The organism is Pseudoalteromonas shioyasakiensis, assembly GCF_001550135.1.
GTDB classification, from domain to species: Bacteria; Pseudomonadota; Gammaproteobacteria; order Enterobacterales; family Alteromonadaceae; genus Pseudoalteromonas; species Pseudoalteromonas shioyasakiensis.
Window position 1 is genome coordinate 1 of sequence record NZ_LRUE01000005.1, and the last position, 20,063, is coordinate 20,063.

The following is a 20,063-nucleotide window of genomic DNA, read 5'->3' on the forward strand; positions in this document are numbered from 1 at the left end:
AAATTATGGGTAGTTAGTGGTAGGTATGAATAAATGAATTTGTTAGACGTTAAACGCTAACCCAAGGCTTTCAACAAGTTGAAAGGCTTGGGTTTTAGCGTTTAATTATTGGTATACAAATCGTGGTACATTTCATCGGGCACTTGATTATCAAAATATTGATTAGTTGGTTTATATCTAAAAACTGCCGCTAAGTGCTCACCTCTATAAGCTTCAACACCTAATAAGGTTTTCTTAAGTCGATAACCGAGCATCAATAATTCATCCCTATTGAAAGTATCGAGAACTTGCTTAGTATTATTTTCAACAACCACTAACACATCAACAATACGGCCTTTATAAATTTCTTCATACGTGATCATCGCATTGTTATTTTGGATCATATCCCTAATTCGCTGATATGGGTCAGTGCTTGGCGGCTTAGGATTTTGCGTTTGTTTAGGTGCTGCTTTACTTTGTCCAGTTGCAGGTGTTGCGGGTTGATTTTCAACTTTTGCTACTGGCCTGTTGCTAGGTTCGTTAGCACCTTGTTTAACAATTTGAGTTTCACCACTAAAAAACGAACTTAAGAAATAAATTGCAAAACCAATTACACCTAAGAAAATTGGCAAGTAAAGCATAAACTGTTTTGTTTTAAATATGTTCACACGGTCATCAGAATAAACATCCGTGTTATCTGTTGTTAGCTGGTGACTTAGATATGAGCCGAAATATTTACTGTCGTATTTTTCAGTACCTGACTTAATCTTTTTAAATACTACATCACCTTTAACACCATTAATTGAACCTTGGTACATTTCCCATTTGTACTTGTTATCAAGTCCAACCATTGAAAGTTTTAGGAATGTAATTTTACGTTCAATCCTTCGCTTCCATGTTGTATGACAATCGGCAAGCGCTTGACCCATACAAACTATATCCATACCTCGATGACGGTGTTCAGCAATGAATTGTGTCATTTCGTCAGATAGCTTTTGTCTGCCACTGGGGAAAAAGTTTTGGAGTTCATCAAGAACAAGTAGGCAGTCGTTTTCTACAATTTCATAGACTGTGTGAACTTGTTCCTCAGTCACTTCGGTATAAAGTTCTTTAAGTTCATCTACTGTTCGGCCTGTTAGTTCACTCACTTTTTCATAGTTAAAGCCGTTAAGTCGTGCAAATACTTTACGGCCTTTTTCTAATGAAGGAATGATGTGCTTTACTAGTGCTTCATAACTTTTACCAGAGCCTGGCAAACCTTCGTGAAATATAATCATGACATTACCACTGGAATAAGGTTAATACTTTGCGGGTTAATCGAAATGTATACCCTATTCCGATTATTCCTAGGGCTTCACTGAACCCCGTTGCACCTAGCAAGTAACCTACATCTGAGGAAATTCCCCCAGTAAACTGGCTGATGCCTGCTTGTATAAATTGTGGTGGTTCTATCATGGCAAATATGAACCTGAAGCCTTCAAGTAATTTTTCAAAGGTTTGTAGTGATAGCCAAAGTAAAGCGTTTAGTAAGAAATCTAATATCTCATAAACCCAGTCTACGAATGCTTGCCATTGCTCGGCAAACCAGTCAATTAAATCATTCAATTGCTATTCTCCATGCAAAAAAGCCAGCTACTAAAAGTAAAATCGCTCGTATAGCAGGTAAGATATTTTGTACTGCTGGTGAGCAAAACTGGTCTATATCAATACGAAAAGTTGCGCCCATTACATCGACTGTTGTAGACCATGTTGGGCATGCACCACCAAAAGACGTTACAAAGAAATTGTCTATTGCAGTGAATATGGGTAGTGCTTTCATCTGGTCGGTATGTTCTTCCAAGACTGTTCCGAAATTCTGATTTTCCCAATCAAACTCGGCTATTTCAGTCCAAGTGTCAGGCTTTGTTTCATAGTCAATTTTTGGCTTGTCGCCGTCATATTTGCCTAAACTTTCTAGTGCTTTAGATTGCTTCTCAAGTTCGCCCGTTTGTTTCTTCATTTCGCTTAACTGGGTATCGAGTGCAGCAATAATTGCATCTTCATCAACACCGTTTATGGTTGATGTTGTGCCATCTTCACAAGTAACTTGTGCGTCACCATTAGCTAATTGTTGGGTAGTGCACGAATCGCCATTTTCTACTTGAGCCAGTGAATCAGCACAGGCAATTTGAACACCATCAGGGGTTGCTACAACACTACAGTTTTCACCATCTTCACCGTCTACCCCATCAATACCATCTCGGCCATCTTTACCATCAATGCCGTTAATGCCATTGATACCATCGCGGCCGTCAGCGCCGCTTTGACCTGCAATACCCTGTACGCCCTGCTCACCTTTGTCGCCCTTTTCACCTTTTTCACCTTTTTCACCTTGTTCGCCTTGCTCTCCCTTTTCGCCTTGTATGCCTTGCTCTCCTTGTAGGCCATCGGCACCATCAGCACCGCGTGCACCAGCTGCGCCTTGTATTCCTTGAATCCCTTGTTCACCTTTATCACCCTTATCGCCTTTTTCGCCCTTTAATTGACCACTAGAAACTAAGTTATTTAATTCTGTTTCAGTGATGAATGATGCTTCAATTGCAGTGATTCTTGTGTCGTGTTCACTAACTGTTTGCTCTAATCCGGTGACTTGATTCCAGTTAATTGAGATACCGCTCTCTGGACAGCTAACTTGATAAACTCCCCCAGATGACTGAGCTGAGCAAAATTTATCTTCACCATTATTAGAATCATCAACTACGTGCTTACCTGTTGGGTCACACTCATTGCCTGTGAAAGTCCCAGAGCCAACTGACCAAGTTGTGGTAGTTTCACCAACTACAGTATCCAACCAAGGGCCACCCGTTACTTCACATATTTTACCGTGACGAGATAAGCAATTAGGGTGTCCGCCGTCTGGGTAATCTTCATTGTTAACAGTGATTGAGTTAAAAGCAGCTTGCTCACCTACGCCGCCTTTGCAAGACTTATCAACTTGGTCGGGTTCTGCTGACATGTAGCAGTATTCAGGTTGTTCTGGTTGTATTTCCCAAATCTGTAAATTCGGATTAAAACCAATTCTTAATAGATGCGTATGATTTGGATAATCATCAGGCGGGCATGAGTTCTCAGGAATAGAACCTACTTGAGTACCATAAAATTTTTGATTACTTACTGTGTACTCACAGTCACCGTTCCACTTTTCTTGACCAAAGTTTTGATGAAGTTTGTTAGGTTCTGCTGCATCCCATTCAAATTGAGGTGGTGAACATACGTCCGTTCTTGCTGCGAAATATTCTTGTGCCTTTGTTAGCCAATAACCTTGGCAGGCTTGATATACATTATCAGCAGGTTTAGGTGTTAAATCATTTGAGTCACATACGTATTGGTACTTGATTTCTTGTTTAGGTGTAACACCATCACCAACATAGTACTGGTCGGCCAAGTCTTGAGGTTCATCTGCTGCAATGGCCAGTGTTGCAAACAGGCTAAACATCATTAAACAGAGCCACAGTTTAATGAGTGAAAAAGTTAGCTTAATTGGGTGTCTTACTGCGTACTTAAAACCTCGAAAACACCATGATAAAAATTTACTCGCTTTCGAAACCACGAATGACCGCAACGGCGCAAGCAATGCCAAGTGATGCATAGTAGAGTCCCCAAATCATGATAATTACTCCATTAAAAAAGCCACGCACCTGCAAAGAAACGTGGCTTGATGTGCGATTTTTGAAACAGGTTAAACGATGATTAACGGAACCAACCGATAACCTTGTTATAACCCCACTTAGCTACACCGGGTAAAATCTTGATAGCTGCGATTGCTGTGATTGCTGCCACGATAGCTGTTGCGTCAATTGCGCCTGTAACACCTGTAAAATCCATAATGATTTCCTTTTAGCTTGAAAAGATTAATTTTTAAGTATTGTCGTTTTCTGGTCGAAACCAGTTGATTACTGTTCCATAGCCCCAAGCGGTCATGTAACAGATGATGACTAGTGAAAAGCCAGCAACGAATAATGCGGTTGCCTCTTCACTAGAAATTTCGTTAGGGTCAAACAACGAAGAACCTAACAAAAATTGTTGGTACTCGGTCGGCTCAAGCATGACAAAGCCAGTGCAGTCTTGGATTGATTGCGCGGTTGGTTTTAGTTCGCCGTACTCAAGCTGGACACAAGTAGCCATGATTAACTTGCCTTTTTATCTAGTACATTAGATGCAGGAATTAGTTGTAAGCCAAAACGATCTAACTCAAGTTGTCCGTATTGGTTAACCTTGAAACTAGATGGTGCTAATTCATATTCACCGACTTGATATGCATCATTGTGGTCATCATGTGTGATTTTAAATTCCACAGGAAAAACACCACCCATATGTGCATAAGCTTTCTGTTCATAAACAGTACGAGCTGGTTTATCACCTTTAGCTGGGAAAGTTCTTGGCGTTGGAATGTGTGCGCCGTTTGTATCGATAATTTGGATTCTCATTTGTCTGATTCCTTGTTGTAGTCATCAATCGCGGCACGTTGGCCGTCAGTAAATTGATTTGTGCGTAGTTGAAGTTTTGCGTATTCAATGAATCTATCGAATGAATAAGCGACGATAGCAATAGAAAAACATGCTATTGATTCTAGGGTGTAGCTACATGCCAAAAGCACGTAACCAAAGAATATTGATGTAATAATTAATGGGTTCATGACACCAACCTTAGAAAACCTTGGTTCTCTTTAAGTAAAACTTGATTTGATAAACGGTCAGGTTCTTGCCATCCAGTCGGGTGCTGTTTTGAAAAATCAACGTTAACCATACGAATAAGCGGAACAACATTTGACGCTGTTGCTTGTAGATTTTGTAAGTAGGCTTTTGGTACTACATTGGTGATCAACTTAATATTGTCATTGAAGGTTGAACTTGGAGTAGTTGCTTTTACTTCTTCCCAACCTTCATGTTTAAGTAAACGGAAAAAGCGGAAAAGGCGGTTAGCCTTAGCGTATGAAACTTTTTCCATGACAATATCAGTGACCTTATCACGTGAGTATGTAACTTTTTTATAATGCTCTTTTAGTTGAGCCTGAACTTCATCATCTGAGTATGTACGCATGGTTGCACCCTCGAACGTTTTGAATATGTCAGACCAAGATTGCTCCCATAACTTTTGTATTAAACACCCATCAAAATTGCTGCTGTATTCTTCGAATAGCCAAAGATTAGTAGGTATGCCTAAACGGTTTAACATGCGAGGCATTACACTAGCTTCGAAACGAAGTGCATTTTTAGCAAACTGTTGTACTTCTGGTGCTGTCATTGAATCAAGCTGACGTTTGAAAATTTGGTCTTTAGTTTTGTCGAATTTTGCTTGTGCTTTATTGGTTTGATCTTGTAGCTCAAACTGTTTTAAGTACGCTTTTAAACGTTTATGTCGTGACCCCTTACCGAAATAAGCGGTCGTATCAAATGCAGATTTAGCGCCCCTCGTTTGACCATTAGATATGTTGCGTAATGCGTGAATTACGTTCCGACTATCTGACTCGGTCGACAAGTGAGCGCTAAATGTGCAATCGATTTGTGCTAGTTCTGCGTTGTGGTACTCAAGAATTTCACCCATTTTAGGGAGTGCATATTCAAATGTGGTAATAAGTGCATCAATACATAGCATCACATCACATGTGCCAAATACGTTATGACCTTGAAGTAATTTTGCAGGACTAGCTTTTAGTTCTATGTGTGGATAGTAGTTGCTGCCCCCTGCTCTCACTTTGAAAGCAAGGTTAGCCCAAGAGCTTGGGAGTGATTCGTAAGGGTGACGCAAAGCAGACACTTCGGCCAAGCAGATATTTTCACTATCTAATCGATAATCGTTAGGTGTAAAAATCACGTCACCCGCTTCCATCTTACAACCTCTTTTTTGACACTCTCGCAAATCAATTAAACCACTTGCTCCATCTGGAGAAGCAGCTACAACTGATTCGTGAAAAGGTATCTTAATCCTTAAGAGGTCTATCATCGGAAAAACTGTCAAGTTAAATAATATTGCCAATATAGGATAAAATAATTTTACTTTCAAGATACTGGATAAAAAAACACTACTTATAATGACTATTAATTTAACCCTAAAGAAGCAAAGTGATGTTTGAAGAAAAAATAAAGTCATTGAGATTGGCTAGAAATCTTACCCAAGAAGATGTTGCAAAAGCGATAGGGACTACTAAAACAACATATATAAAATATGAAAAAGGAACTCAGTCGCCACAACTAAGCACAATAGAAAAGCTGGCCAAATTTTACGGTATGAGCCCACAAGAAATAATAAGTGATCAGGAAACTGATATAGATGAAAGATTAATAAGTAAAATAGGTCTTATTAAACAGCTGGGAGAAAAGGAAAAAGAATCGATAATAATGATGATTGAAAGCGTAGCATTCAAATATCAAACAAAATTACTATCGAGGCAATTTGAAAAATAAATCCGAATTTCGGCCAAGAGTCCACTATTAAAGTATGTGGACTCTCCCACCTACCGTACCTATTCTGGTACATCGGTTTTTACTGAAACATGGGTTAGGTTTATCAGGGGCGCATGGCTGCGCGGGGTTTTTCTTCCAAAAATAGATGGTTTGCGCTTCGCTTGGTTACGGCCAATAACCTACAGCTTTTCAAATTACTTATGAGTGTGGCCTACGTTCTTACGAACAAGTCCCCAGTGGTACGTAATATCGGAGTTGATTATTACGTAACGAGTTAAATATTACGTAATAAATTACGTACCTTTTGAGTTGGTACGTAAAAAATAACATACCCATAATTGGCATTATGTTACGGGTTGCTTGCTCTGGGGAGCTTGCAATCGTTGTGCGCTTCGCTATTTTGCACAACGAATACCACAAGCGCCCCGCCAATAAACCATTTTGGCGCGGCACTTTCTCAACATAACACGTTTCAAATTATAGGAAGTTAACTATCTATACATAGCTATACCTATTCTCCGCGCATGTTAAGTCCAATACTAGACGGTATCGGACATTAAGGTGGTGTTTTATCATATTATTCATTTTATTAGTGTATGTTTCTTGAGCTTAGTTATCTCATGACTTATATTAAAACTATCAACTTGAGATGTAACGATAAGATGTAAACGATATGGAATTTGTGAAGCCGTTAGAACCTATTCTGATAATCGATGATATGCAAGATATCCGCGACTATCTAAATCAAATTTTAACTGGTCTTGGTTTTGACGATATTTTAGAAAGTCGAGATTTTGAATCAGCTAAAACCGTTATTGAAGAAAAGTCGCCTAACGTAATCTTTCTTGATATTGAACTACCTAATACTGACGGTACGGAAATTCTTGAATACTTAAATGACCGCCATCCTCATACTCATGTTGTTATGTGCTCTGGCCATAATAGTCTTGAGAATGTGCAAAACACCTGGGAATTAGGTGCAAAAGGTTTTATCGCCAAACCATTCAACGCAAAAAAAGTCGACTCTGTTATGAAACGTCTAGAATTGATGGAAACCATAACAAATTAAGTAGTTTATGAATTCGACAATCCAACTCATTATAGACGACCTATCAACGGTCATTTTTGGTAAGCAACAACAAATCAAACTCGCCCTTACGTGTTTATTTAGTGAAGGCCACCTGTTAATTGAAGATTTACCAGGCATGGGAAAAACCACTTTATCTCATGCACTTGCCGCAGTTCTTGGCTTGTCATATCAACGCATTCAATTCACTAGCGATTTATTACCTTCTGACATTCTTGGTACAAATATCTTTGATGCTAAAGAACATAGTTTTTCTTTTCATCAAGGTCCGGTATTTAGCCAAGTTGTTTTAGGTGATGAAATTAACCGTGCAGGTCCTAAAACACAAAGTGCACTGTTAGAAGCAATGGAAGAAAAACAAGTTACGGTAGATTCGGTTAAACACGCCCTACCATCACCATTTTTTGTGATTGCTACGCAAAACCCAGTGCATCAATCTGGCACTTATCCGTTACCAGAGTCGCAATTAGACCGCTTTTTCATGCGTATTAGTTTAGGCTTTCCAGATAAACAAGCTGAGAAAAACCTCATTTTAGGCCTAAACAACCGTAATTATGACGACTTGCCTGTTCGTATTAATCCTGAGCAACTTGCTGTTATTCAAAAAGAAATTAACAAAGTAACGATCAGCAACTCGGTGGTTGATTATATCCTTGAGCTAGTTGCGTTTACTCGCCAAGATAACCATTTTGTAAACCCACTATCTCCAAGAGCCAGCATTGCGCTTGCCCGAGCTGCAAAGTCATGGGCGTATATTGAAGGTCGTGATTTTGTAATGCCTGAAGATGTACAAGCGGTTTTCCCAAGCGTGACTGATCACAGGCTTGGCTTAAACGCTGGTGACAGTGGCTATGCACTTAAACATGTACCTGTAAGCTTATAAAACATGTTTAAGCGCCCTGCTTTTATTGATCAATTTCGTCAGTTATTTTTTAATAAGTTATTAAAAAATAAGCATAAAACCAACGAAATTGAGCTTCAACATAAAACGATTTATGTATTACCCTCAAAACTTGGTGGGCAGTTTTTACTAATTGCATTACTGAACTTTGTGATGGGCATTAACTATCAAAACAACCTGATTTTAGCCATGGCGTATTTAATGGTGGTTGTTTTGGTGTTTGCGATACTCACCGGCTATAAAAATGTGCGAGGTTTGTCGGTTAAATACCAGTCAGTAAACGAAAGTTATGCGCCAAAAGCCCCTATTGCGCGTTTTCAAATTCAAGCACAATCATACTGTGAACTTATAAAACTGATTAATGACAACCTTGAATCTGAAACTGTGTCACTGCAAAGTAAAGATAAAAAGACCGTTGAAATAGCGCTCAAATGCAGTGAACGTGGTGCATATGGCTTTGATAGAATCAAAATCATTAGTCATTTTCCATTTGGTTTGGTGTCTGTGTGGAGTTATATAAAGCCAACCGAAACGGTTTATGTTTACCCTCAGCCTATCGCCACTGATAAGCTTGATACTCAGCTCCATGACAATGACGAACACGACGGCGATAACGCACAAGTTAAAGCCGGTAATGATGACTTTTATCAGCTTGCTCCTTTTGTGCAAGGTACAGCGCTTAATAAGGTATCGTGGAAACACTACGCTAAAACTCAGCAGCTATTAACGAAAGAATTTACCAGTGACGCATCACAGGAATTAGCACTTAATTTCAATATGTTGAGTGGCAATAATGAGCATAGATTAAGCCAGTTATGTTTTTTGGTGAACCAATTAACCGACCAACAAATGGCGTTTTCGTTAACCTTACCCAATAAACACATTGCGAAAGGCCAAGGGATCAACCATCAAAAAGCCTGCTTGCAAGCATTAGCGGAGTTTTAATTATGAATACACCGCTTATAAATACCGTTTTATCACTGCTGTTTATTGTTACCAGTGGCTTTTTATTTACTGAAGTGCCTACTCCATTCTTAGCCATATTGGCTGGCCTTAGCTTTTTAAACCTGTTTTTAGGTAAGTTTTATAAAAAACTAAATGGATTGGTGGCGAATATTTTGGCTGCGGTTAGCTTAGTTGCCTTATTTGTTCTGGTCGGCGTGAGCGATACGGTCAAGTTATTTGTATCCATGATGCTACTTGCTAGCAGTTTTAAATTGCTACAAGCGAAAACCGTTAAACAGTATCAAACCGTTTGTTTACTAGTATTTTTTAACCTTTCAACGGTGTATTTGTTTCATCAAGGGTTATTTGAAACCTTGGTAGTCAGTGTACTTTACATTGTTAACTTCGCGGTACTTGGCTATTTAACTAGCCCGCAAAGCTTTAAGGCCGCTAACAAACAAAGTTTTAAAACCATACTACTAGCCTTACCCATAGCGGCGTTTTTGATTTTATTTTTACCTAAAATTCCAGCGTTTTGGCAGCTACCGGGGCCAAAGCTTGCTAAGACGGGTTTATCAGAGCAAGTTAACCCCTTTTCTATTGCGAAATTAGCGGAATCTGATGACTTAGTTTTTCGGGTAGAACAACAGCCAGGGCAAACCTTACAAGCCCCCTATTACTGGCGCAGCCTTATTCATGATGAGTTTAATGGTAGTGAATGGCTAATATCGGACATTTTGAAGTCTCAACAATTTAACCCAATTCGCCGTACAATTACTCAAAGTAATAGCGTTAATTATCAGGTTATTGCAGAGCCCTCATCATCAAACTGGCTGTTTGGGCTTGGCTTTGCGCAAAGTGCTAATTCTGATGTGCACTCAACCTACAATGGCTTGTTAAAACGTAAAGGTAACTTAAACAAAAACATTAAATACGCGGTAACTAGTAGTGAGGCTAAGCTGAGCCTAAATGACTTTGAAAAACGCTTATATACCCGCTTACCGAAAACAACTAATCCGCAAACGACGGCACTGGCAAACGAGCTGGCTGCTGAGCATGAAAATGCGCAAGCTTACTTTAACGCGTTGCTTGATTACTTTAATCAGCAGCAGTTTGCTTACACATTAACTCCTACACCCATGAATGGTGATAATACGCTAGACCAGTTTGTGTTTGATACCAAACGTGGCTTTTGTGGTCACTATGCCAGCACCGCTGCATTTATGTTTCGTGTAGCCGGTTACCCTGCCCGTGTTGTGTCTGGTTATTTAGGCGGAGAACAAACTAAAGCCGCTACGCTGAACATTTACCAATATGATGCCCATGCATGGGTTGAAGTGTTCTTTGATGAAAAATGGCACATATTTGATGCTACCGCTGTTGTTGCCCCGGAACGTTTAAACGGTTCGTTATCACAACTGGGTGATTTAAACGAAAGCTTTAACGATAATCTTAACTTTGGTCTAAAACGCTGGAGCCATTTTAAAGCAATAAACTGGCTTAGAATTCATCTTGAAGAACTCGACTATAAATGGACTAACTGGGTGCTTACGTTCGACCAAGAATCACAACAAAGTCTATTTGATTCACTTTTTGGTAATAAGTCAGCATGGCTAACACCTTTAATTGTGTTAGGTACATTATTACTGAGCTTTACTGGCTATTTCTTATATAACAAACGCCCTATTCGAAGTAGAGAGCCGCTGGTTGATGACATCACTAAGCTTTACCTGTGGGCAAAAAAGCAAGGCATTGAGCCAGTTGATACCAACACGCCACTACAAAATATTGCTTTAATTAAACAGCAAAAGCCTAGATCAGAGGCATATTTAAGTGAGTTTGAGCAAATAATCATCGAAGTACGTTATCAACAGCAATCATATAACCAAAATCGCAAAAACCGCGTACGAGTTCTGTTAAACTCTCTCAAAACAGCCAAATAGAGAACAATATGAATGCAGTAATTGTCGGCGTTATGTTGATGCTGATCCTGACACTTTGTCGAATTAATGTCATTGTGGCGATGACGGTAAGCGCAATTGTAGCGGGTTTGACCGCAGGCCTTGGTTTATCACAAACCGTTAATGCATTTAATGATGGCTTATCGGGCGGCGCTGAAATAGCACTGAGCTATGCGATGTTAGGTGCATTTGCGGTGGCTATTTCTAAGTCAGGTTTAACACGTATTTTAGCGTCTAAGTTACTAAAGCAAGTGAACGAGAATAGCCATAAAGGCGAAACAACGCTTAGTTATCTTATATTAAGTATTATTTTACTGTGTGCGATTTCATCACAAAATTTGATACCCGTACATATCGCTTTTATACCAATTCTAATTCCGCCTCTACTTGTGGTGTTTAACAAGTTACGCCTTGATAGACGTGCCATTGCGTGTATCTTAACCTTCGGCTTAGCCACCTCTTACATGGTGCTACCTTATGGTTTTGGTGGCATTTACTTATACTCGATACTACACAAGAACCTCACTGAAAATGGCCTAGAAATTGTTAATACTCAAGTGCCGATGGCAATGATCATTCCAGCCATTGGGATGTTATTTGGTTTATTGGTTGCGGTGTTTATATCTTATCGAAAACGCCGTAGTTACGAGTCTCACAGCCTAACAGAGCAACAGCAAGAGGTTGTAATTGAGCAGCCTAAAAAGGTGTTAGCAGTGGGAATTACCGCCGTACTTTGTTCATTAGTGGCACAAAATATTAGCGGCTCTATGATCCTAGGTGGTCTTGTTGGGGTAGCTATATTTACCTTATTTGGTGTTGTAAAACTTGAGCAAAACGGCGATGTATTTAGCAAAGGCATTGCTATGATGGCGATGATTGGCTTTATTATGATTTCGGCGCAAGGCTTTGCTTCGGTGATGAAAGCAACGGGTGATGTTGCTTCATTAGTTAGCTCTGCTGCAGGAATGATTGAGGGTAACAAGCCACTTGCCGCAGCATTAATTTTACTCGTTGGCTTATTGATCACCATGGGCATTGGTAGCTCGTTTTCGACAGTGCCAATTATAGCCACCCTGTTTGTACCACTTTGTATGGAATTAAACTTTTCGGTCATGGCCACAGCTGCACTGGTTGGCACTGCTGGTGCGCTAGGTGATGCAGGCTCCCCTGCCTCTGACTCAACACTTGGCCCAACATCTGGCCTAAATGCAGATGGTCAACACGACCATATTTGGAATTCAGTGGTGCCTACTTTCATCCATTTTAATATTCCGCTACTTGTTGCTGGCTGGGTTGCGGCAATGGTGTTGTAGAGTCGAGTTACTTTTTGTTAAAAGCCCCATTTGGGGCTTTTTTATTGGCTAAACAAAATACGCAGTGCGCGGTTTAGATCATGAAAGCGAATGGGTTTTGTCAGCACTTTGTTCATCCCTGCTTCTAAGCAAGTGGCTTTATCTTGATGAGATGCATTAGCTGTTAAGGCGACAATGGGTAAAGTCATTTTTAATTCTTCACGCATGTATTTAGTTGCTGTAATACCATCCATCACTGGCATCATCATATCCATCAAAACTAAATCAAAGCTTTGCTGTTGTACTTTATCAATTGCTTGTTGGCCATTATCTGCAAGGGTGACATGGTGATTGAGCTTTTCTAAAAAGGTTTTTATAAGTACTTGGTTGGTTTTGTTATCTTCTGTAACAAGAATAGCCATTGGCTCAAGAGTTTGCTCATGTTCAATAGCTTGCTGATCATCGGCGACGATAGAGTATGGTATGTAAATATTAAACTTAGTACCAATATTGATTGCACTTGCCACTCTTATCTCGCCTTTCATTAAATCAACTAGGCTTTTGGTAATGCTAAGCCCAAGGCCAATCCCTTCTACTTGTCGATTTACACCGTAATCATGCTGTTTAAAGGCATCGTAAATGCTGGCTATTTGAGATTGAGAGATCCCCTGACCAGTATCTGCTATCTCAAATAACAAATGGGTGTCATTAAAATCGGCTCTGAAATTGACAGTGCCTACTTTGGTAAACTTAAAGGCATTATCTAAAATATTAAACAGAATTTGCCCGACCCGAACCCCATCGATATTAATTTTGTTTGGTAAGCCATCGCTTATCTCTGTGGTAAATAATACATTAGAGCCTTGAGTGGTTTCTTGAAACTGTGCAGTAATATTTTTAACCAGCGCATTTATATCTGTTGCTTTAACATCAAGCTCCATCGAGCCACTTTCAATTTTTGAAAAATCCAGTACATCACTGATCAAATCAAGTAATAAGTCAGCGCTTGAGTTTGCGTAATCGAGCCAACGTGTTTGCTTGTCATTAAGTTCTGAATCGGCTAACAACTCCAACATGCCTACAATGGCGTTCATAGGTGTTCTGATCTCATGAGACATCACCGTTAAAAACTGAGACTTTGCTTGGTTTGCTTCTTCGGCTTTTTCTTTTGCTAATTGTAGTGCTTGCTCGCGGTCTTTATTTACAGTGATATCTTTGGCAATACCTAAATAACCGCGAAATTTCCCGCTTGAATCAAATTGTGGCTTACCACTCAAAGAGACCCAGGCCGGAGGCGACGAATTAACTTCAAATTCAAAATCTAAAAATTCAGCATGATCTGCCAGCAAGTGTTTAAAGTGTGACCATTTTTTTAACTGATTTTTTTCCTGCTCAGTGATGATGGCATCGAAATTTTTATGTAAAAAATGGCGCTTGTATAAGTTACTGTGGCTGGCGGTAGTTAAAACATTAATAAAGTGCTCATCTTTATTAGTACGCCAAAACCATTCGCTGGCGAAGTCTCTGAATAACTCAGATAACTCGCCTAGTCTTGTTAGTAAAGAGGTTGAGTGAAACTTTTGCCTGTTAAGCCTTGTTTGCGCAGCTAATTGAACCGCTACTTGCTGTAATAAGATTTTAATTGCGGTTTGTGATTTATCATTAAAACTAGCCTGCTCTTTTATATCGAAAAAGACCAAACACTGCGTTGTGTGTTCAGAGATATCAACATGAAAAATTAGATTATTTACGAACTCATTACTATAAAACAGTGAGTTATCTTCATTAAATAACCACTGTGACTGCGCTTGTTGTAACTTTGACTTTAATATTGTTTCGTCAAATTCAATGTACTTAATAGTACGCATTTCGAGGGATGCTTTTGAATCTTCGAAGTTTATTAAGCAAAACTCTTTAAACGAAAAATATGGCAGAAGCACTTTTTCAAGTTGAGCTTTTAATGCACGGCTATCGTTTATGCCATGAAATGCCGTTAGCTCAAGTTGTAATTGCTCTAAGTTTAACTCTGCCATTGCCATTCCTAGTTAATATTGCATCGCATATTGCAAATATAGAAAACAGTTCTCAGTTTAGCCATAAAAATATCAAAATAAATTATTTAAATTTCATTGTGTTATATAAATCCGAACACTTGGTACGGCCCATGCTAACTAAATATTAATCAAGTTTAACCAAGGTGACTGTTATGAAAATAGTATGCATAGGCGGCGGACACGGTTTATCCCATATGTTAAGTGCAATTAGACCTCACTGCGCCGAACTGACAGCTATCGTTGCAACCACAGACAACGGCGGAAGCACAGGTAAATTACGTAAAAGCCAAGATGTAGTAGCCCTTGGTGATATTAGACGTTGTTGTTTGCAATTAGCTGATAGTGACTCATTAATCCATCAAGTTTTTCACCACCGTTTTGATGGTGGTGAACTTAATGGTCACAGCCTTGGTAATTTAGCCTTATTAAGCTTAACCCAACAAACTAACTCAGCAACTCAAGCGGTTGCATGGTTCAATGCCATGTTGGGTAATTCAGAAACGATTCTACCTATGTCAGACGAACCGACTGATTTACTAGCGGTTATGTCATCAGGCATCAAAGTATTTGGTGAATGCGATATTGATTCACAAGAAGAGCTCCCAGACTATTTAACGCTCTCACAAGATGTGAATGCTGCTCCTGGTGTGGTTCAAGCTATTGAAAGCGCCGATATGCTAATAATTGGCCCTGGAAGTTTAATTACCAGTGTAATGCCTGCCATGTTAGTTGAAGACATAGCTAAAGCGGTGCAACAAACATCAGCATGCCCATTATTTATCGAAAATATTGCCAAAGAAGCCAGCGTAATTAAATCGCTCGATATGCAACCGGTTGATTGGCTCGAAGGCATGCTTGGTTACCGGTTTTGTGACATGAGTATCTCTTTAGATGCGCTTAGTGAAATTGTGTCTCACTTTGACGATGTTGTTAAATCGCCAAACCAGCAGCACGACATTGAGCAGCTAAGTAATGTATTTGGCGAAATATTAAAAATGCCGTTAAGCCTAGAAGCTGAGCAACTAGTCAGTAGCAATCAAACTTTGCGCGTGAGTTAGCGTTTGTGCAAATTGGTCTTGCAGTAAGGCTATTAAGCTTTGTAATTCATCGTCATATTGTGATGTCTTCGCTTTTTGCTCAATTTGTTCTGCAAGGCCGCCTACGGCTAATGCCCCGTAACTACGGCTACTGCTTTTTAAACTGTGGGCATTTATTTCGATTTCGGACTGTTTCGTTGCGTCAGCAAGATCTGCAACGATTTGGCGGGACTCAGTGATATATACCTGCAAAAGTTGTTTTGCTAGGTCGTCACCAACATCCTGTTGTAATTGCGTAAAGGTCGCAGTATCTATCATGGTCTCACCTTGGAGTGAATATGAAATATAGTGTTATTTTATTCGTAGATTCAAGCTTAATTGGTGGCATCGAAAGCCATTTGATTGCCATGAGTAAGCTATTAGAACGATATAATATTATGAGCTCGGTACTATTTTATCAAGATCATAATAACCGTGAATTATATAAGCGCTTAGAAAATGCAAATATCACTTTCGGTTTTGCTGGCGGAAATTTAAAAAGCTTGAACGAAATACTAAAAATGTTTCCTCGCTCAGCGTTACTCCATACCCATGGGTACAAGGCAAGTATCATGGGCAAGTTAGTGTGTCGCTGGCAAAACCGCCCTTGTATTTCAACTTATCATGCTGGAGAAGCAGGAACGGGTAAGGTTTATTTTTACAATAAGCTCGACAAATTGCTAAGTTACTTTTCACTTAACTTTGCTGTTTCTAGCAAACTCACCGAAGAGCTTTACAATGCTGAATTACTTGAAAATTTTATTCAAGTAAATGAGCCTACTAAAGTTTTAGGTCTAAAAAATAATGATCAATTAAACGTTGGATTTGTTGGTCGTTTATCCCATGAAAAAGGCCCTGACATTTTTATTGAAACAGCCAAACGATTCAACACACCTAACTTAAAATTTCATATGTTTGGTGATGGCCCTATGGTCAATGAGCTTGATTTGTCAGCGGTGAGTTATCATGGCCAGTGTGAGCAACAACAAATATGGCAACAACTTGATGTATTGGTGATCTGCTCTCGGGCTGAAGGTCTACCTATGGTGGCATTAGAAGCAATGGCACACGGGGTACTCGTTATTGCATCGCCTGTTGGTCAGTTACCACAGATAATTAATCACCTATCAAATGGGTTAATGATGACTGAAAGTACAAGCGATGCTTTGCATAAACAGCTAAACAACGTACTTATGTTGAGTGTTGATCAAAGAAATTACATGCTAGGCAATGCACAAAGACTTGTTAAACAACGTTTTTCTGGAGAGCAGCAATTTAAGCAGCTAGATAGAGTCTATAACTCTAGCTTACTTGCATCTCTTCCCAGCTTTTAATTTTACGATAAATCGTAGATGGACTCACATCCAAAAGAGCGGCAGCTTTAGGAATATTGTTATCACAAGCATCAATGGCTTGCTCAATATAACGTTTTTCTACCAACCAAAGCGGTTCAATATCGGCTTGAGAAAATGCTGTTGCAACTTCGCTGATAACAGGAGCTGCTTCCATTGATGGCGATGTAAAGCTTTGTGACGGCATCACCTCTGGGGTTACAGTATTAACAGTTGCTGCTACTGGTTGTGATTGATTTTGTGCATTTGGTAATGCTGGGATCATGCTCGCTTCAATATAAGCTTCATCATGCAAAACGAGAATGTTACGTATGGTGTTTTCTAATTGGCGAACATTACCAGGCCAGCCATAACTCAAAAATAGATTTTTAACGCCTTCTGACATGCCTTTGTATGCACGGCCTTCTTCTTTACTTATTTTTTTAAATAATGCATCGGCAATTTCGATCACATCTTTGCCACGCTGATTCAACGGCGGTAAGGCAATTGGGATAACATGTAGGCGATAATATAAGTCTTCACGAAAACGGCCTTCTTGCACTTCTAATAATGGGTCGCGGTTGGTGGCGCATACAAAGCGTACATCCACTTTAACTTCTTTTTCGCTGCCTACTTGCTGGTAACAACCGGTTTGTATAAAGCGCAGTAGTTTACTTTGCAGATTGACGTCCATTTCACATAGTTCATCTAAAAACAACGTACCACCATCAGCTTGGCCAGCCGCCCCTTCACGATTGGCAATCGCGCCAGTGAACGCCCCTTTTAAGTGACCGAATATTTCACTTTCGATTAGATCTTTTGGTATTGCTGCACAGTTAAGGGCTACAAATGGTTTATTCGCACGCGGTGACGCTAAATGTACCGCACGGGCACAGAGCTCTTTACCTGTCCCGCTTTCACCGGTAATGAACACGGTGGCCTTACTTGCTGATGCTGATTTTATTATTTGGTAAACAGATTGCATTTCTGATGAGCTACCAATCAAATCATAGTATTTACCGTTCTCGTAAGTTGTTTGATAGCTTTTGACTGTTTGTTTTAAATCTTTAAGTTTTAATGCGTTGTTTACTGTAATGCGAAAACGATCGGCTTCGATTGGTTTTTCTAGAAAGTCACTGGCACCGAGTTTGATGGCTTTTATTGCCATTTCTTTAGTGGCATGCCCTGTTAAAACAATCACTTGTGGAGCTGTATCTGGGTCTAAAGAGGATAAAATATCTAGCCCGTTCATATCTGGCAGCATAACATCTAAAATCACTAAGTCAGGCTCAAACTCCTGTAATGCAAAGACAGCTTGCTCACCATTGTAGGCAATGCGTGTTTCGACCCCGGTTGGGATCAAATATGATTGGTACATCAGCGCTAGCGATTCTGTATCTTCAACAATGAGTATTTTAGGTGGCATTACAGACTTCCTTTATTATCGTTTTATGCTGAGATAAAGTGATTATTTAACAGTTCCTTATTAGTAGCTTAGTGCGTATTTGACCGGTTTGTAAACTCAAACTTTAGTGTTTATTGATCACAATTAACGAGGCATCGTCTATTTCAGCAGTTAACTCAACTTGGCTTGCCTGCCAAAGTGCATAAGCAAACTCCTCACTTTGCACATTTTCGTCAGTTAATTTAGTAATAATTTGGTCAACATCGCTTAATTGCTGATTATCAAGCCAACCATCGGTGAACAATAAAATGTGTTCAACGTCTTTTAAGTCATAACTATAATGTTGATAAACATGATCATCACTAAGGCCAAGCAAGGGATCAGTGCCGCTTAGCTGGATCAATTTACCATTTTTGGTTATCACACAGGGGGCTGGATGACCTGCGTTAAACCAATGAAGTATGTTATTTTCAATAAAACTTATTAGTAAAGTGACTAAACTAGTTTTACATAACCGCTGTTCATACAGGGCTTGGTTCAAGGTTGTTAAAACGTTTTGTATCGGGATTTCTGTCGCTAAACAGCCACTTAAAAAGCCCTTTATGGCAAAACTTTCTTTTAGTGCTGTTATACCGTGCCCCATCATATCGCCAATGATCACGGGCGCTTGCTGCTGGTGGGGATACATACAAAAATCCCCACCATTTTGGCTTATAATAGAGCCAAAATTATAGGCATTAAACTCCCCTATTTTTTGCCTTGTTTGCATACGCTCTTCGTTAATTAAATACTTTAATGCAGAAAAACGATGCACAATGCGTTCAATACTTTGCAATAAGCGAGTTTTGCTTACGGGTTTTACTAAATAATCATCAACCCCTAGAAGGTTTATACGTTTTATAAGTTCATCACTGTCATCACCTGTCAGCATAACCACAGATAAATTAGTTTTTAGGTTAGATTGATTAAGCTTTTTAAGTAAAGGCTCACTGGTGCCATTTTTAAGTTTATGATCAAGCAATAAAATTGTTGCCCCAGAGGTTAGGATTTCTTGCCAACCAGATTCACTGTCCTCACAGCAAATAACCTGAAAATGCTCAGATAAATATGCATTCAGTAAAGCAAGTTGTGCCTTATCATCGTCTATGTAAATAAGCGTGGGTCGTTTATCTATATTGGTTAAACAAAAAGAGAATGTATTCTGTTGGCCAACAGTTTTATAACAAGCGTTTGGAAAGTAATGCTTGATGAGCGCCACCCCCATGCCACCTTCCACTAACTCGCCACTGTCTAATTGCCACCCTGATGCTTGTTGATTAAATAAATCATAGCTTGGCATGCTGTCTTTAAATTCTATTAGCAGCTGTTTATCGGGCAGTTTATGCATAGCAAACTGCACATGCATTGACGTTTCTTGGCTATGGCGTAACAGATTAGTTAGGTACTCGGTTGCTACTAACCCTGCTGCATCAATATCTTGATTTTTAACACTAATCGCTGTTAAAACATGTTTTAAAATATGACGAATCTCACTAACTGTAGGCCAGTCTAAACTAAATGATTTTTGATATAAGCAGTCCATTCAGATT

At 39.4% G+C, this 20,063-nt stretch carries 20 protein-coding genes; 8 read left to right on the forward strand and 12 right to left on the reverse strand.

The window, feature by feature from the left end; all coding sequences use genetic code 11:
- Positions 1-101: 101 nt before the first annotated feature.
- The 8 genes from PASHI_RS01845 to PASHI_RS01875 form a co-directional block, all read right to left on the reverse strand.
- Complete coding sequence (locus PASHI_RS01845) at positions 102-1,256, reverse strand: zonular occludens toxin family protein (protein ID WP_062564383.1); 1,155 nt, start codon at positions 1,254-1,256, stop codon at positions 102-104.
- 4 nt (positions 1,257-1,260) lie between these two features.
- Complete coding sequence (locus tag PASHI_RS01850) at positions 1,261-1,584, reverse strand: hypothetical protein (protein ID WP_062564384.1); 324 nt, start codon at positions 1,582-1,584, stop codon at positions 1,261-1,263.
- Entirely contained in the window at positions 1,577-3,457 is a 1,881-nt protein-coding gene (locus PASHI_RS22305) for a collagen-like domain-containing protein (protein WP_167542011.1), read from the reverse strand. Before PASHI_RS22305 ends, PASHI_RS01850 begins: the two co-directional genes overlap by 8 nt.
- Before the next feature lie 251 nt (positions 3,458-3,708).
- Positions 3,709-3,843, reverse strand: coding sequence for a hypothetical protein (locus tag PASHI_RS22310; protein ID WP_279625936.1), 135 nt, complete (start codon positions 3,841-3,843; stop codon positions 3,709-3,711).
- Between the two features lie 33 nt (positions 3,844-3,876).
- A complete protein-coding gene (locus PASHI_RS01860; protein WP_062564386.1) occupies positions 3,877-4,143 on the reverse strand; it encodes a hypothetical protein in 267 nt (88 codons plus the stop codon).
- Positions 4,144-4,145: 2 nt separating this feature from the next.
- On the reverse strand, positions 4,146-4,445 hold the full coding sequence (locus PASHI_RS01865; RefSeq protein WP_062564387.1) for a single-stranded DNA-binding protein: 300 nt from the start codon (positions 4,443-4,445) through the stop codon (positions 4,146-4,148).
- Positions 4,442-4,654: a hypothetical protein gene (locus tag PASHI_RS01870; RefSeq protein WP_062564388.1), complete on the reverse strand. Its 213-nt coding sequence runs from the start codon at positions 4,652-4,654 to the stop codon at positions 4,442-4,444. The genes PASHI_RS01865 and PASHI_RS01870 overlap by 4 nt, the downstream gene beginning before the upstream one ends.
- Positions 4,651-6,108: a phage/plasmid replication protein, II/X family gene (locus tag PASHI_RS01875; protein ID WP_082710852.1), complete on the reverse strand. Its 1,458-nt coding sequence runs from the start codon at positions 6,106-6,108 to the stop codon at positions 4,651-4,653. The genes PASHI_RS01870 and PASHI_RS01875 overlap by 4 nt, the downstream gene beginning before the upstream one ends.
- On the opposite strand from PASHI_RS01875, the gene PASHI_RS01880 reads away from it, so the two are divergent.
- The 6 genes from PASHI_RS01880 (at position 6,084) to PASHI_RS01905 (ending at position 12,629) form a co-directional block, all read left to right on the forward strand.
- Entirely contained in the window at positions 6,084-6,422 is a 339-nt protein-coding gene (locus PASHI_RS01880) for a helix-turn-helix domain-containing protein (RefSeq protein ID WP_062564390.1), read from the forward strand. The genes PASHI_RS01875 and PASHI_RS01880 overlap by 25 nt on opposite strands.
- 673 nt (positions 6,423-7,095) lie before the next feature.
- The gene (locus PASHI_RS01885; protein ID WP_054553848.1) at positions 7,096-7,491 is read left to right on the forward strand and encodes a response regulator; all 396 of its coding nucleotides are present in this window, start codon (positions 7,096-7,098) and stop codon (positions 7,489-7,491) included.
- Between the two features lie 7 nt (positions 7,492-7,498).
- On the forward strand, positions 7,499-8,392 hold the full coding sequence (locus PASHI_RS01890; protein ID WP_062564391.1) for an AAA family ATPase: 894 nt from the start codon (positions 7,499-7,501) through the stop codon (positions 8,390-8,392).
- Positions 8,393-8,395: 3 nt separating this feature from the next.
- On the forward strand, positions 8,396-9,355 hold the full coding sequence (locus tag PASHI_RS01895; RefSeq protein ID WP_062564392.1) for a DUF58 domain-containing protein: 960 nt from the start codon (positions 8,396-8,398) through the stop codon (positions 9,353-9,355).
- Between the two features lie 2 nt (positions 9,356-9,357).
- Positions 9,358-11,298, forward strand: coding sequence for a transglutaminase TgpA family protein (locus PASHI_RS01900; protein WP_062564393.1), 1,941 nt, complete (start codon positions 9,358-9,360; stop codon positions 11,296-11,298).
- An 8-nt stretch (positions 11,299-11,306) separates the two neighbouring features.
- Entirely contained in the window at positions 11,307-12,629 is a 1,323-nt protein-coding gene (locus PASHI_RS01905) for a Na+/H+ antiporter family protein (RefSeq protein ID WP_062564394.1), read from the forward strand.
- 41 nt (positions 12,630-12,670) lie between these two features.
- Here the strand turns inward: PASHI_RS01905 and PASHI_RS01910 are convergent, their stop codons facing one another.
- Positions 12,671-14,641 (reverse strand): response regulator, encoded by a 1,971-nt coding sequence (locus PASHI_RS01910; protein ID WP_062564395.1) that lies wholly within the window; start codon positions 14,639-14,641, stop codon positions 12,671-12,673.
- Positions 14,642-14,814: 173 nt separating this feature from the next.
- Between PASHI_RS01910 and PASHI_RS01915 the strand changes: the two genes are divergently transcribed.
- A complete protein-coding gene (locus PASHI_RS01915; RefSeq protein ID WP_062564396.1) occupies positions 14,815-15,720 on the forward strand; it encodes a gluconeogenesis factor YvcK family protein in 906 nt (301 codons plus the stop codon).
- On the opposite strand, the gene PASHI_RS01920 is transcribed toward PASHI_RS01915, so the two are convergent.
- Positions 15,685-16,017 carry an Hpt domain-containing protein gene (locus PASHI_RS01920; protein ID WP_062564397.1) on the reverse strand — a complete coding sequence of 111 codons (333 nt, stop codon included), beginning with the start codon at positions 16,015-16,017 and terminating at the stop codon, positions 15,685-15,687. The genes PASHI_RS01915 and PASHI_RS01920 overlap by 36 nt on opposite strands.
- A gap of 20 nt (positions 16,018-16,037) precedes the next feature.
- Here PASHI_RS01920 and PASHI_RS01925 point away from each other — a divergent pair, with 20 nt between their 5' ends.
- Positions 16,038-17,072 (forward strand): glycosyltransferase family 4 protein, encoded by a 1,035-nt coding sequence (locus tag PASHI_RS01925; RefSeq protein WP_062564398.1) that lies wholly within the window; start codon positions 16,038-16,040, stop codon positions 17,070-17,072.
- On the opposite strand, the gene PASHI_RS01930 is transcribed toward PASHI_RS01925, so the two are convergent.
- Positions 17,041-18,495, reverse strand: a complete 1,455-nt coding sequence (locus tag PASHI_RS01930; protein ID WP_062564399.1) for a sigma-54-dependent transcriptional regulator — start codon at positions 18,493-18,495, stop codon at positions 17,041-17,043. The two genes, PASHI_RS01925 and PASHI_RS01930, sit on opposite strands and share 32 nt — an antisense overlap.
- A 103-nt stretch (positions 18,496-18,598) precedes the next feature.
- Positions 18,599-20,056, reverse strand: coding sequence for a SpoIIE family protein phosphatase (locus PASHI_RS01935; RefSeq protein WP_062564400.1), 1,458 nt, complete (start codon positions 20,054-20,056; stop codon positions 18,599-18,601).
- Positions 20,057-20,063 lie beyond the last annotated feature (7 nt).

Coding starts and splice junctions, on each gene's coding strand:
- PASHI_RS01925 (WP_062564398.1), top strand. CDS start 16,038: ATGAAATATAGTGTTATTTTATTCGTAGATTCAAGCTTAATTGGTGGC.
- PASHI_RS01920 (WP_062564397.1), bottom strand. CDS start 16,017: ATGATAGATACTGCGACCTTTACGCAATTACAACAGGATGTTGGTGAC.
- PASHI_RS01865 (WP_062564387.1), bottom strand. CDS start 4,445: ATGAGAATCCAAATTATCGATACAAACGGCGCACACATTCCAACGCCA.
- PASHI_RS01890 (WP_062564391.1), top strand. CDS start 7,499: ATGAATTCGACAATCCAACTCATTATAGACGACCTATCAACGGTCATT.
- PASHI_RS01935 (WP_062564400.1), bottom strand. CDS start 20,056: ATGGACTGCTTATATCAAAAATCATTTAGTTTAGACTGGCCTACAGTT.
- PASHI_RS01905 (WP_062564394.1), top strand. CDS start 11,307: ATGAATGCAGTAATTGTCGGCGTTATGTTGATGCTGATCCTGACACTT.
- PASHI_RS01845 (WP_062564383.1), bottom strand. CDS start 1,256: ATGATTATATTTCACGAAGGTTTGCCAGGCTCTGGTAAAAGTTATGAA.
- PASHI_RS01870 (WP_062564388.1), bottom strand. CDS start 4,654: ATGAACCCATTAATTATTACATCAATATTCTTTGGTTACGTGCTTTTG.
- PASHI_RS01895 (WP_062564392.1), top strand. CDS start 8,396: ATGTTTAAGCGCCCTGCTTTTATTGATCAATTTCGTCAGTTATTTTTT.
- PASHI_RS01885 (WP_054553848.1), top strand. CDS start 7,096: ATGGAATTTGTGAAGCCGTTAGAACCTATTCTGATAATCGATGATATG.
- PASHI_RS22305 (WP_167542011.1), bottom strand. CDS start 3,457: ATGATGTTTAGCCTGTTTGCAACACTGGCCATTGCAGCAGATGAACCT.
- PASHI_RS22310 (WP_279625936.1), bottom strand. CDS start 3,843: ATGGATTTTACAGGTGTTACAGGCGCAATTGACGCAACAGCTATCGTG.
- PASHI_RS01860 (WP_062564386.1), bottom strand. CDS start 4,143: ATGGCTACTTGTGTCCAGCTTGAGTACGGCGAACTAAAACCAACCGCG.
- PASHI_RS01880 (WP_062564390.1), top strand. CDS start 6,084: ATGTTTGAAGAAAAAATAAAGTCATTGAGATTGGCTAGAAATCTTACC.
- PASHI_RS01900 (WP_062564393.1), top strand. CDS start 9,358: ATGAATACACCGCTTATAAATACCGTTTTATCACTGCTGTTTATTGTT.
- PASHI_RS01930 (WP_062564399.1), bottom strand. CDS start 18,495: ATGCCACCTAAAATACTCATTGTTGAAGATACAGAATCGCTAGCGCTG.
- PASHI_RS01910 (WP_062564395.1), bottom strand. CDS start 14,641: ATGGCAGAGTTAAACTTAGAGCAATTACAACTTGAGCTAACGGCATTT.
- PASHI_RS01875 (WP_082710852.1), bottom strand. CDS start 6,108: ATGACTTTATTTTTTCTTCAAACATCACTTTGCTTCTTTAGGGTTAAA.
- PASHI_RS01915 (WP_062564396.1), top strand. CDS start 14,815: ATGAAAATAGTATGCATAGGCGGCGGACACGGTTTATCCCATATGTTA.